Origin of the sequence: Mycobacterium innocens, from assembly GCF_900566055.1 — a bacterium.
In the GTDB taxonomy this organism is placed as follows: domain Bacteria; phylum Actinomycetota; class Actinomycetes; order Mycobacteriales; family Mycobacteriaceae; genus Mycobacterium; species Mycobacterium innocens.
In genome coordinates this window covers 1-12,009 of record NZ_UPHQ01000023.1, presented here as the reverse complement: position 1 = coordinate 12,009, position 12,009 = coordinate 1, and the positions used below count along the sequence as shown (strand labels likewise).

Genomic DNA, 12,009 nt, shown 5'->3' with positions numbered 1-12,009 from the left:
GAACACACGATGACGGGCGCTATCGGTCGCCGAGAGCACCGCCGAGGTCTTGCCGACATCGACGGCAACGACGATCGTGGACAACGTGACTGGGGCAAGATGCACAGACATAACAACACCTCCGGGGACGTGTCAGGAAACCCGCGTGCGCCAACACACGGACCTCAAAAAGGAATCACTTACAGATCCCTTCCTGACACCTCCGGAGGCGTTTGTGAAGGACCACCCCGATCTATATCAGCGGTTCAGATATAGATGTCGGCCAGCACCGCCAACGTCAGCGCCACGGGCAGAATCGGCAGGCCGAACGCGAAGGCCGCCCACAGGTCGTCGCCGCGCCAGCGCAGCAGCAAGCCGCCCAGCACAGCACAGACGGCCAGCACGCCCGAAAGCAGCAACACCGCCACGCTCCAGCTGCTCACCGTGGTGAGGTCCTCGCCGATCGAAATGGCCACCAGCCACAGCACGTAGCCGGTGGCCAGACCGCCGATGCCACCCGCGAGGGTCTTGGTGCGAATCATTCGGGTGACTCAGAAGTTGATCATGTGACCGGTCAGGCCGTGAAAGCACTCCTGCAGCGCCTCCGACATCGTCGGGTGAGTGTGGACGTTGCGTGCCAGCTCGGTGGCCGTCAGGTCCCATTTCTGCGCCAGCGTGAGCTCGGCCAGCAGCTCGGACACGTCGTGGCCGATCAGGTGCCCACCCAGCAGCTCGCCGTGCTTGGCGTCGGCCACCAGCTTGGCGAAACCGCTGGGGTCGCCCAGGCCGTGCGCCTTGCCGTTGGCGGTGAACGGGAATTTGGCGACGACGACGTCGTAACCTTCGTCGCGGGCCTGCTGCTCGGTGAGCCCGAAGCTGGCGACCTGCGGCTGGCAGAAGGTCGCCCGCGGCAACATCCGGTAGTCGCCCAGCGCCAAAGTCTCTGCGCCGGCGATGGTTTCGGCCGCCACCACACCCATGGCCTCGGCGACATGGGCCAGCATCAGCAACCCGGTGACGTCGCCGATCGCATAGATGTGCGGCACGCTGGTCCGCATGTAGTCGCTGATGCCGATGGCCTTTCGGTCGGTCAGCGCAACACCGGTCTTCTCCAGCCCGTAGCCGTCAACGTTCGGTGCAAAGCCGATGGCCTGCAATACTTTCTCGGCCTTGAGTTCCTCGGATTTGCCGTCCTTGCTGACCACCACCGTGACCTCGGAGCCGTTGTCGGTGATCGACTCGCACTTGGTACCGGTGAGAATCTTGACGCCCAGCTTCTTGAACTGCTTCTCGATCTCCTTGGACACCTCGGCGTCTTCGTTGGGCAGTGCCCGCGGCAGGAATTCCACGATGGTCACGTCGACGCCGTAGTTCTTGAGCACGTAGCCGAACTCCATGCCGATGGCGCCGGCTCCGGCGATGATGATCGACTTCGGCAACTCCCGGGACAGGATTTGTTCCTCGTAGGTGACCACGTTGGCCGACAGCGACGTGCCGGGCACCAGCCGGGTACTGGCGCCGGTGGCGATGATGGCGTTGTCGAAGGTGACCTCTTGGGTACCGCCGTCGTTGAGATCGACCAAGAGCGTGTTGGCATCGGTAAACCTGCCGTAGCCGTGGATCTCGGTGATCTTGTTCTTCTTCATCAAAAAATGCACCCCGGCGACGCGACCCTCGGCCACCTTTCGGCTGCGGTCGAAGGCGACGCCGTAGTCGAAGGTGGCCTCGCCGCTGATGCCGAAAGCTTTGGCGTCCTTGGTGAAGATGTGCACGAGTTCGGCGTTGCGCAGCAACGCCTTGGACGGAATGCAGCCGACGTTGAGGCAGACGCCGCCCCAGTATTTCGGTTCAACGATTGCGGTGTTCAGACCGAGCTGCGCGGAACGAATAGCGGCCACGTATCCGCCCGGGCCGGCCCCGAGGACGACGACGTCATAGTGAGTCACGGGCACTACCCTAACGGCTGCAATGCCCGGACCGGGACCGAGTCAGGGCAGTCACGATGGCAATCACCACAGATCACCACAGCCGTTGACGCCGCGGAGGCGACTGGCATAGCCGGCACGATCCGCCCGATGCGTGAAACCGCGTCGGAACGCGGTCCGGCTTCGTCGCTGCAAGACGCTGGAAGCCGTTGGAAATCGGTCGTCACGGTGCGGCAGTCGCCGGTCACCCTGAACTGCGCGCGCCGTCCGATCGGCCGCGACGCTACTTAGTTCATCGTTTCGACGCGGCGCCGGGGCCGCGACTTTAGAATTGACGCAATCGAAAGAAGTGGGCGCAATGGGGATTACCGATATCCGAGAGCATCGTTTCGGCCGAGCCGATCACCCAGTCTGGCCCGAGGACACCGGCACGACCACGGCTACGATGCTCGCCGTAAGCGCGCTGCCGCCGCGGTCGTTCACCACGATCGAACGATGTATTGCGACGCTGCCGCCCATTGAGGAGGTTTGGGCGACGCTGCCCGACGCCGCGGCGACGGCTCAACTGAAGCGGCGTGAAAACCTGCTCGACGTCGCGACTCTTTCCTGTAAAGCGATCGAACTTCTGCATGGCATCATTTTCAGTCTGGGTATTTACCACGCGATCATTCGCCATCCGCCCTCCGTGAAAGCCAGCACCAAGCAGACCCTGATAGCGGGCGGGCTCGACGGCACCGTGCTGCTGGTCAACAAGACGATGACGGTGCGGCTGGACAACCAGCACTTTCTGTTCACCGGGGCGGGCGACTTCACCATCAATCGCCGGTTGTTACACCGCGTCGCCGCAGAACTGGGCCTTGCCAAACGTGCCGTGAAAGATTGCCGAATCAATCCGGCGGATTACTGTCCCGAATCCGAGTTGGGGCTATTGAAAGGCATGGTCTCTGCTTTCATCTCACCCGCGATACCACGGCCGACATTGCAAGGGGTAGTGCTCATTGCGCCAACGGAGGTTGACCGGGCCGAAGGGCACATGGTTGCGATATCGCTCTCGCCATTTGAGAGTCTGGTCGTGCGGCTCGCCGACTTGCCTGTATTGGTACAGCACTACGCGGCGCGCGCATATCCCGACCTCAACAGGACCACACTTGGTGCAGAATGCGGCGGGATCGGGAGCCTTCGCGGATAGTCGACCAAGCGCTGACTCCAGGATGGCGGTGTCGAAGGTCCACACGGCATGCCGCGTCCGCCGCTGTGGGGCCAGCGACTACCACACCGGCGACCCCAGCGGGGAATCCCATATCGCTGAGCATCGCGCAAGCCGTGCCGTTCAACAAGCATCGGGAGCCGACGAGCCGAGCCGCTCCGAAGTTGGCCCTCATCAGCCCGCTCTTGGCAATCCCGCCAGTGACGCCGCGATAGCCTCGAACTCACTTGCAGATGCTACGAAGTGACGGCGCCGGTGTGTTCGGCTTCGCCGCCGGAGGTGCATTCGGGATTACTTTATGCGGGTCCGGGACCGGGTTCGTTGCTGGTCGCGGCGGAAACCTGGACAGCGCTGAGTGCGGCGTACGTGTCGGTCGCCGAAGAATTGACTGCGGTGCTCGCCGGGATGCAAGCCGGCGCGTGGGACGGTCCCGCCGCGGAGTGTTGTGTCGCGGCCTATGCGCCGTATACGGCGTGGTTGATGTAAGCCAGCGCCGATAGCGAGCAAGCCGCTGCTGCTCATAAGGCTGCGGCGACGGCCTATGTGAGTGCCTTGGCGACGATGCCGACATTGAGCGAGCTGGCGGCTAACCACGCCACCCACGCCGTGTTGTTGGCGACGAATTTCTTTGGCCTCAACACGATCCCATCGCACTAAATGAGGCCGACTATGCGCGGATGTGGATCCAAGCCGCCACCACGATGAGCGTCTACCACGCGGTCTCCGCTACCGCACTAACCTCCATACCGCGCACGAGTCCGGCACCGGTCATCGTCAAACCTGGGACAGCTATCGCCGCCGACATCGTCCAAGCCGCCGCCCTCGACCCGATTCAGAAATTATTATTTGAGCTACCTCTATTAATTGTGAGCGAATGGTCCAATAGCATACTGGCGATTTTTGAGCCATTCTTGTTGATTTTGTGGGGTCCGGAATTCTTTATCAAAGCGCTTTGGTTCCTTTTGACTGGCCACTTTGCCACCGCCCTTGATTTGCTGGAAAATTACCTCCTAATTTGGTACTTTTCCCTTTATCATTGGCTTGGCAGGTACTGATAGATCCTTTCATCGTCGCAGGTGCGATCCTCGAATGGATTCTTGGCGGCGCGGGTCTTGGTCTTATTCCGGCTTTGGCGACGTCAGTTGCTGAGGGGATGGCGCTGTCGACGGCTGCGGTGGCCATGGCTGCTGCCGACTCGAGCGTGGCTGCGGTGACCGCTGTGCCGGCGACGGGTGTGACGTTGGCGCACTAGGGCCATTGGCAGGTGCATCGGCGGTATTGCCGCAAGCGCCGTTGGTATCAGCGGCAACGACGGCGGGCGCCTCGGGGATATCGGCGTCGGTGGCGGCTGCTGATCAGGGTGCTGGCGTGATCGGGTTTGCCGGGGCCACGCCCGCCGGGGCCGCGGTGCAGGCCGGCGGGTTGACCACGATCGGCGGTGGTGAGTCGGGTGGCGGCGCGCGGGTGCCAATGCTGCCGGCCGGTTGGGAGCCGGGTTTGCTCGACGCTGCGCACACCCTGCCCGCGAGCGCCTAATAGGGGATAACGCCGACCAGACAGTGGCCTACCCGCTCGCAGTAGTAATAGCCGTACAGCGGCGCCGCCGCAGCGACCGAGGCAAACGGCCCCGACATCACCCCCAGCGACAACGCCGCGATCATGGGCCGGCCCTGCACCATCGACAGAATCAAGCCGCCCACGGTGCACGCGACCACATAAACCAAGACGACAAAGACGGCCGCCGTCTTATCCAGCGTGTGATACCACCAATAGAACAGACTCAGCCCGATCTCGGCCGCGGCGAACCACGTTCCGAGGATGACCAGCAGCAACTTCCACCACTTCAGGTACTGGTAGCGGCCGGGCACCTGCACCGGTGTGGCAGCCGACTCGCCCGCCGACGCCTCGGTGTGTGCCTCCGCGACCGGCGGGGTCGACGAAGGGCATTCAGGCTCCTCCTTGGGCTGCGTCGCCGAGTCGGCCTTCTCCGCTGGGGCGGCCAACACGGGCAAGGGCTGCGAGCCGGTGTCGAAATCGGGCACAAACGGTGCCGTCCCCGGGTCCGAAACGTGATCTTGGTCAACCTCTTTGTCAGCCACCGGTTGCCACCTGGATCGCCACAAGCACACCGAACCACCCCGGCGCCAGCGCGAGGATGAAGGCGCCCAGCGTCGTTACCCAACGACGCCCGGAAAACAGAATGATCGCCAGCCCGAGCACGCTGGGAATCCCGACCACCAGCGCAATGACGATGTCCGGCCGCATCCGCGCATGGACCAAGACGGTTCCCGCCACTCCCGCCAGCAAGCCGACCGCGTTACCAACCAGCATGGCGCTCGTCAGCAGCCGCGCACGTGGAAGGGGAATCACGTTGTACGACCTTACTGCGGTCACGCCCCAGTGGCCCGGCACGCTCCCGGCGCGTTGTCGGCGACAACCTCACCACGTACCGGCGGCCGCTCACCCCGCGCGTAAGCCACGCCGGTGATCACCGGAACAGCTTCGACCTGGGCCTTCTCTTCGTCGGTGAAGACCCGGCCGCGACTGAGAAAGCGCACGCCCTCGGGGGCTTCCAGGCTGAACCCGCTGCCGCGGCCCGGCACCACGTCGATAACCAGTTGGGTGTGCTGCTCTCGATATTGAGCCTGGTACTGCGGACCGGAGATCCATACCGGCACCCCCGCTTCCGTCACATCGAGCACACCGAGCAGGACGTCGCGGTCACCGACGAGGAAGTCCCCCTGCGGGTAGCACATCGGCGAGGACCCGTCGCAGCAGCCGCCCGACTGGTGGAACATCAGCGGACCGTGCTGCTCGTGCAGCCGGGCCAGCAACTCGGCGGCCGACGCGGTGATGAGCGCGCGGGTGGGCGGGTTCACAACAGCCCGAGCATCAGAACAGCCCCATTGTCAGAACAATCCCAGCGCCTTGTCGGAATAGGACACCATCAGGTTCTTGGTCTGCTGGTAGTGCTCGAGCGCCATCTTGTGGCACTCACGGCCGAAGCCGGACAGCTTGTAGCCGCCGAACGCCGCGTGCGGTGGATAGACGTGGTAGCAGTTGACCCACACCCGCCCGGCTTTGATGTCGCGGCCAGCCCGGTAGGCGGTATTGCCGTCGCGGCTCCACACACCAGCTCCCAGACCGTAGAGGGTGTCGTTGGCGATGCCGATCGCATCGTCGTAGTCGGTGAACGACGCGACCGCCACCACCGGCCCGAAGATCTCCTCCTGGAAGATCCGCATCGCGTTGTTGCCGGCGAAGATGGTGGGCTGCAGGTAGAACCCGCCGGCCAGGTCACCGCCGAGGTCGGCGCGCTCGCCGCCGGTGATGACCTTGGCCCCCTCCTCCTTGCCGATCTCGATGTAGGACAAGATCTTCTCGAGCTGGTCGTTGGAGGCCTGCGAGCCCAGCATCGTCTCGGTGTTCAGCGGATCACCTTGCCGAACCGCCTTGGTTCGGATCGCCGCCAGTTCCAGGAACTCGTCGTAGATGTCGGCCTGGATCAGGCTGCGTGACGGGCAGGTGCACACCTCGCCCTGGTTGAGGGCGAACATGGTGAAGCCCTCCAGCGCCTTGTCCTGGAAATCGTCGTTGGCCGCCATCACGTCGGAGAAGAAGATGTTGGGGCTCTTGCCGCCGAGTTCCAGGGTGACCGGAATCAGGTTCTGTGAGGCATATTGCATGATCAGCCGACCGGTCGTGGTCTCGCCGGTGAAGGCTACCTTGGCGATCCGGTTGCTGGACGCCAGCGGTTTTCCCGCCTCGAAGCCGAATCCGTTGACGACGTTGACCACCCCCGGCGGCAGCAGATCAGCGATCAGTGACATCAGATACAGCACCGAAGCAGGCGTCTGCTCGGCGGGTTTGAGCACCACCGTGTTGCCGGCGGCCAGCGCCGGCGCCAATTTCCAGGCGCCCATCAGGATCGGGAAGTTCCACGGAATGATCTGGCCGACCACTCCCAGCGGCTCGTGGAAGTGGTAGGCGACGGTGTTCTCGTCGATCTGGGAAAGCGTTCCCTCCTGGGCGCGGATCGCCGCGGCGAAATACCGGAAATGGTCTGCGGCCAGCGGAATGTCGGCGGCCAGCGCCTCCCTGACCGGTTTGCCGTTGTCCCACACTTCGGCCACCGCCAGCGCGGCCCGGTTTTCGTCGATGCGGTCGGCGATGTTGTTCAGGATCGCCGCCCGCGCCGCGGGCGCGGTCTTGCCCCACCCCGGCGCCGCGGCGTGCGCCGCGTCGAGCGCCTTGTCGACGTCGGCCTCGTCGGACCGCGGTATCTCACAGAACGGCTGTCCGGTCACCGGCGTCAGGTTTTCGAAGTAGCGGCCCTGGGCGGGTGCGACCCATTCGCCGCCGATGAAGTTCTCGTACCGGGGTTCATACGACATCAGCGCACCGGCGGAACCCGGACGTACAAAGACAGTCATCTTTTCGGCTCCTCGCTAGTCATGTAATACAGCTCACACTACCGCCGCGGCCAGAATGGCTTCTCATGGCTTCTATGAGCGCTGAGACGTCCGATGACCCGTACCTGTGGCTGGAGAACATCACCGACGAGAACGCACTGGACTGGGTGCGCGCACGCAACGAGCCGACCATGGCCCGGTTCTGCGGCGGCGATTTCGAGGCCGACTTCGAGCGGATGCGGGCCGAGGCGCTCGAGGTGCTCGACACCGATACCCGGATCCCCTACGTGGTGCGCCGCGACGAATACCTGTACAACTTCTGGCGCGACGCCGCCAACCCCAGGGGGCTGTGGCGGCGCACCACGCTGGACAGCTACCGCAACGAAAACCCGGAATGGGACGTCCTGATCGATGTCGACGAACTCGGACGAGCGGACGGCCAGAAATGGGTGTGGGCCGGCGCCGGCGTCATCGAACCCGACCACACCCGCGCGCTGATCGGCCTGTCGCCGGGCGGCTCGGATGCATCTGTCGTGCGTGAATTCGACATGCGGACACGCCAATTCGTCGACGGCGGATTCGAGCTGCCGGAAGCCAAGTCCCAGATCTCCTGGCAAGACCCGGATACCGTGCTGGTGGGCACCGACTTCGGCGCTGATTCCCTCACCGAATCCGGCTACCCTCGGGTGGTCAAGCGATGGCGCCGGGGCACCCCGCTGGCCGAGGCGGAGACGGTGTTCGAGGGCGCCCGCGCCGACGTCCGCGTCATGGCGTCAGTGGATCGCACCCCCGGCTTCGAGCGCACCATGATTGCGCGGGCACTCGACTTCTGGAACGACGAGGTCTACGAGCTGCGCGGCGCGGAGCTGATCCGGATCGATGCGCCCACCGACGCCAGCGTGTCCGTGCACCGCGAGTGGCTGCTGATCGAACTGCGCACCGACTGGACGATAGGCGCCACCAGCTACCCCGCGGGCGCCCTGCTGGCCGCGGACTACGACGAATTCCTTGCCGGCACTGCGCAATTGCGTGTGGTATTCGAACCCGACCCACATACCGCCCTGCATCAGTACCTGTGGACCCGCGACCGGCTGCTGATCGTGACCCTCGCCGACGTCGCCAGCCGCGTCGAAATCGCCACCCCGGGCAGCTGGCAGCGACAAGGGTTGGCGGGCATCCCCGCGGCGACCCACACCGTCGTCGTCACCGCCGACAACCACGGCGACGAGTTCTTCCTCGATTCCAGCGGATTCGACACGCCCTCGCGACTGCTGCGCGGCACCGACGACGGACAACTCGCCCCGATCAAGTCCGCGCCGGCCTTCTTCGATGCCGAAAATCTCACGGTGGCACAGTATTTCACTAAGTCTGACGACGGGACGGCCATTCCGTATTTCGTCGTGCGGCCCGCAGCCGCCGACGGACCCGGCCCCACGCTGCTGAGCGGCTACGGCGGCTTCGAGACGTCCAGAACACCCGCATACGACGGCGTGCTGGGCCGGTTGTGGCTGGCCCGCGGCGGCACCTACGCGCTGGCCAACATCCGCGGCGGCGGCGAGTACGGGCCCGGCTGGCACACCCAGGCGATGCGCGCTGACCGGCACAAGGTGGCCGAGGACTTCGCATCAGTTGCAACGGATTTGGTGAAACGAGAGCTCACCACGGTCCGGCAGCTCGGTGCCCGGGGCGGCAGCAACGGCGGGCTGCTGATGGGCATCATGCTGACCAAGTACCCGGAGAAGTTCGGCGCGCTGGTCTGCGATGTGCCGCTGCTGGACATGAAGCGCTATCACCTGCTGCTGGCCGGAGCCTCCTGGATGGCCGAATACGGCGACCCCGACAACCCCGACGACTGGAAATTCATCTCCGAATACTCGCCTTACCAGAATATTTCAGCGGACCGGAGGTACCCGCCGGTGCTCATCACCACCTCCACCCGCGACGACCGCGTCCACCCGGGCCACGCCCGCAAGATGACGGCCGCCCTGGAGGCCGCGGGCCATCAAGTCTGGTACTACGAGAACATCGAGGGCGGGCACGCCGGCGCGGCCGACAACGAGCAGCTGGCCTTCAAGTCGGCGTTGAGTTACTCCTTCCTGCACCGGATGCTGGGCGGCCGCCGGTAACCGCGATGCGCACGGTCGCAGTCGCGGCGTCTAGCGGCACGCATCTTTGGGCACCCCTGTTGTCATGTCTGCGCAGCTGCCCGGAGCACTTCACTGGCTTGCACCCGTCTTGGACCGTGACGGTTACGCGGCGATCATCGTCCTGGTCCGGGCGGAGGGCTTCGGGGCACCCCTGCCCGGCCAAACCATCCTGATCGCGGCCGGGCGGTACGCAGGCACCGGGCAGTTGAACCTCGTCGCCGTGCTGGCGCTCGGAATGCTGGCGGCGATGGGCGGCGACAACATCGGCTACGTCATCGGCCGGTGCGGCGGGCGGCGGTTGGTGCGCCGCGTGGGTCGCCCTGTGGGTGTTGGTCGGTTATCTGGCCGGTGATCACATCGGGGCGATCTACGCGGATTTCCAGCGCTACGAGAAGTACGTGTGGGCAGCGTCGGCCGTCCTTGCCGTCGCCCTGCTGGTCCGTTGGCTGCTCAAACGGCGACCCGGGCACGACGCGGAAACGTAAGAAACACAAGACGTCCCGTGCGCCTCGCAATGACAAGCGCTTGACATTGAAGTCCCCCAGCGGCTTCGCTTCGGCTATGCCTAATCCCCGGTCGATACCCGACTTCGAAACGCTGCTCTACTCGACGGCCGGCCCCGTCGCCACCATCACGTTGAATCGCCCGGAACACCTCAACACGATCGTCCCGCCCATGCCCGACGAGATCGAGGCAGCTGTCGGGCTGGCCGAGCGCGACCGAGACATCAAGGTCATCGTGCTGCGCGGCGCCGGACGCGCCTTCTCCGGTGGTTACGACTTCGGCAGCGGCTTCCAGCACTGGGGCGAGGCCATGATGACCGCCGGCAAGTGGGATCCGGGCAAGGATTTCGCAATGGTCACCGCCCGCGAGACCGGTCCGACGCAGAAGTTCTCCGTTGACCGGACTAAGAGGCAACACTCCGAGATCGCACAACTGGGGTGTCGTACTCCTGCGGTAGGTGTCGTGTCATGCAGGAAGAAGACATTGAACGGGATTTATCCGCGATTGTGGTGCCGCGGTGGGGTCGGGTAGTGCCAGCGGACGGTCCGGTGCCTTGGGCCGTCCTAAGCGATGAGGGCATTGAGGTCGACCCCGTTCAGCGATACCTCCGGCAGTTCGTTGCGCGTGGCGGTTCGCCGCTCAGCATTCGGAGCTACGCTTTTGACCTTCTGCGGTGGTGGCGGTGGTTGAAAGCGGTTGGGATCGAATGGGACCGGGCGACTTCGACGGAAGTGAAGGATTTCGTTTTGTGGCTGAAGTCGACAACGAAGTGGCGTCGGCATGCCCGGACGCGCTCGGCGGCGACTGTGGGCACGCTCAACCCGCTGACCCGCAAGCAGTATCTGGATGACAACTACCGGGCCCGAACCATCCGGCATTGCAATGCTGTGTTGCGCGACTTCTACGCGTACTGGATTGATGCCGGCGAGGGACCGCTTCTTAACCCGGTGAGTATCGATCACCGAGCGTCTGAGCGTCCCAACGCAGGCCACAACCCACTGCAACCGTTTCGGGCTGGTGGGCGCCTGGCATATAACCCTCGGCTGCCCAAGCAGCAGCCGCGAGCGCTATCGGATGAGCGCTGGACGGAGCTGTTTGCGGCGCTGCGATCGAATCGGGATCGGGCATTGCTCAGTATGACGGTCAGTAGCGCGGCGCGATCTGGTGAGATCCTTGGTCTGCGTGTCGTATATGTCGACTGGGGTGAACAGTTGATACAAGTGCGTCGCAAAGGGTCTGGTGCGGTGCAGTGGCTACCGGCCAGCTCCGACGCCTTTGTGTGTGGTTGAGGTTGTATCTGTCCGATCTGGCCACGCCGCTGGAATCGAATGATCCGCTGTGGTGGACGCTGCGGCGTCGTGACCACGGCGGCGGACTCACAAGACATCAGGTCGATTACGAAGCCTTGCGCGCCGTATTCCGGAGGGCCAATCAGCAGCTGGGCACCAACTGGTCAATGCACGATCTGCGGCATACGGCGGCGGTGCGCATGAGCCGCGATCAATTGCTGACGATGCGTGATGTCCAAGCGATCCTCGGTCACGCCCACCTGTCCACCACGGCCGATATCTACACCGAAGTTAATCCGGGTTTTGGCGGGGATCTGGGGTGTGAGCTGCGGTTCAGTCTGTTGACCCGCAAGAAATGTAGACAAAATAGAGTGTGTCGTTCACGGGATTTCTTCGTCGGGATGGCTAGGATTACCTATTATGTCACGCCGTAACGAGAAGGTGCACGTAGCCAAAGTGCGCAGGGCTCACGTGACCGGCTCCGGTGAGAAGCGTTGCTACGAATCGGTGTATCTGCGCCGTACGTTCCGCCAAGGCGGCAAGGTG

General features: G+C 64.1%; 12 protein-coding genes and 2 pseudogenes. 8 read left to right on the top strand and 6 right to left on the bottom strand.

Features of this window, described 5'->3' with window-relative positions; translation table 11 throughout:
- Positions 1–245: 245 nt before the first annotated feature.
- Both EET03_RS02605 and lpdA read right to left on the bottom strand, forming a co-directional pair.
- Positions 246–521 carry a hypothetical protein gene (locus EET03_RS02605; protein ID WP_075541412.1) on the bottom strand — a complete coding sequence of 92 codons (276 nt, stop codon included), beginning with the start codon at positions 519–521 and terminating at the stop codon, positions 246–248.
- Positions 522–530: 9 nt separating this feature from the next.
- Positions 531–1,925 (bottom strand): dihydrolipoyl dehydrogenase, encoded by a 1,395-nt coding sequence (lpdA, locus tag EET03_RS02600; protein ID WP_075541411.1) that lies wholly within the window; start codon positions 1,923–1,925, stop codon positions 531–533.
- A gap of 310 nt (positions 1,926–2,235) precedes the next feature.
- On the opposite strand from lpdA, the gene EET03_RS02595 reads away from it, so the two are divergent.
- Both EET03_RS02595 and EET03_RS32890 read left to right on the top strand, forming a co-directional pair.
- The gene (locus EET03_RS02595; RefSeq protein WP_136625634.1) at positions 2,236–3,093 is read left to right on the top strand and encodes a hypothetical protein; all 858 of its coding nucleotides are present in this window, start codon (positions 2,236–2,238) and stop codon (positions 3,091–3,093) included.
- A 261-nt stretch (positions 3,094–3,354) separates the two neighbouring features.
- Positions 3,355–4,647: pseudogene (locus tag EET03_RS32890) on the top strand (PPE family protein).
- Here the strand turns inward: EET03_RS32890 and EET03_RS02580 are convergent.
- Genes EET03_RS02580 through exaC form a run of 4 tightly spaced genes read right to left on the bottom strand, consistent with a single transcriptional unit; the run spans position 4,644 to position 7,544 of the window.
- Positions 4,644–5,210: a hypothetical protein gene (locus EET03_RS02580; protein ID WP_099193932.1), complete on the bottom strand. Its 567-nt coding sequence runs from the start codon at positions 5,208–5,210 to the stop codon at positions 4,644–4,646. The pseudogene EET03_RS32890 and the gene EET03_RS02580 sit on opposite strands and share 4 nt — an antisense overlap.
- A complete protein-coding gene (locus EET03_RS02575; RefSeq protein ID WP_063472115.1) occupies positions 5,203–5,481 on the bottom strand; it encodes a putative holin in 279 nt (92 codons plus the stop codon). Before EET03_RS02575 ends, EET03_RS02580 begins: the two co-directional genes overlap by 8 nt.
- A gap of 20 nt (positions 5,482–5,501) precedes the next feature.
- Positions 5,502–5,990: a DUF779 domain-containing protein gene (locus EET03_RS02570; protein ID WP_063472018.1), complete on the bottom strand. Its 489-nt coding sequence runs from the start codon at positions 5,988–5,990 to the stop codon at positions 5,502–5,504.
- A gap of 30 nt (positions 5,991–6,020) precedes the next feature.
- Positions 6,021–7,544, bottom strand: a complete 1,524-nt coding sequence (gene exaC / locus EET03_RS02565) for an acetaldehyde dehydrogenase ExaC (RefSeq protein WP_075541407.1) — start codon at positions 7,542–7,544, stop codon at positions 6,021–6,023.
- 65 nt (positions 7,545–7,609) lie between these two features.
- Here exaC and EET03_RS02560 point away from each other — a divergent pair, with 65 nt between their 5' ends.
- From EET03_RS02560 to EET03_RS30655, 6 genes and pseudogenes are all read left to right on the top strand, one after another.
- Entirely contained in the window at positions 7,610–9,649 is a 2,040-nt protein-coding gene (locus EET03_RS02560) for a prolyl oligopeptidase family serine peptidase (protein WP_075541406.1), read from the top strand.
- Between the two features lie 64 nt (positions 9,650–9,713).
- A complete protein-coding gene (locus tag EET03_RS02555) occupies positions 9,714–10,022 on the top strand; it encodes a DedA family protein (RefSeq protein WP_075541405.1) in 309 nt (102 codons plus the stop codon).
- Positions 10,000–10,155, top strand: coding sequence for a hypothetical protein (locus EET03_RS30660; protein ID WP_208648979.1), 156 nt, complete (start codon positions 10,000–10,002; stop codon positions 10,153–10,155). The genes EET03_RS02555 and EET03_RS30660 overlap by 23 nt, the downstream gene beginning before the upstream one ends.
- 76 nt (positions 10,156–10,231) lie before the next feature.
- Positions 10,232–10,564: pseudogene (locus tag EET03_RS02550) on the top strand (enoyl-CoA hydratase-related protein); the annotation flags it as partial.
- Positions 10,565–10,641: 77 nt separating this feature from the next.
- Positions 10,642–11,463, top strand: a complete 822-nt coding sequence (locus EET03_RS02545) for a tyrosine-type recombinase/integrase (RefSeq protein WP_208648978.1) — start codon at positions 10,642–10,644, stop codon at positions 11,461–11,463.
- 2 nt (positions 11,464–11,465) lie between these two features.
- The gene (locus EET03_RS30655) at positions 11,466–11,897 is read left to right on the top strand and encodes a site-specific integrase (protein WP_208648977.1); all 432 of its coding nucleotides are present in this window, start codon (positions 11,466–11,468) and stop codon (positions 11,895–11,897) included.
- Positions 11,898–12,009: the final 112 nt, after the last annotated feature.

Bases quoted from the DNA above. Each gene is read 5' to 3' on its own strand.
- exaC (WP_075541407.1), bottom strand. From the start codon at position 7,544: ATGACTGTCTTTGTACGTCCGGGTTCCGCCGGTGCGCTGATGTCGTAT.
- EET03_RS02555 (WP_075541405.1), top strand. From the start codon at position 9,714: ATGTCTGCGCAGCTGCCCGGAGCACTTCACTGGCTTGCACCCGTCTTG.
- EET03_RS02545 (WP_208648978.1), top strand. From the start codon at position 10,642: ATGCAGGAAGAAGACATTGAACGGGATTTATCCGCGATTGTGGTGCCG.
- EET03_RS02560 (WP_075541406.1), top strand. From the start codon at position 7,610: ATGGCTTCTATGAGCGCTGAGACGTCCGATGACCCGTACCTGTGGCTG.
- EET03_RS02605 (WP_075541412.1), bottom strand. From the start codon at position 521: ATGATTCGCACCAAGACCCTCGCGGGTGGCATCGGCGGTCTGGCCACC.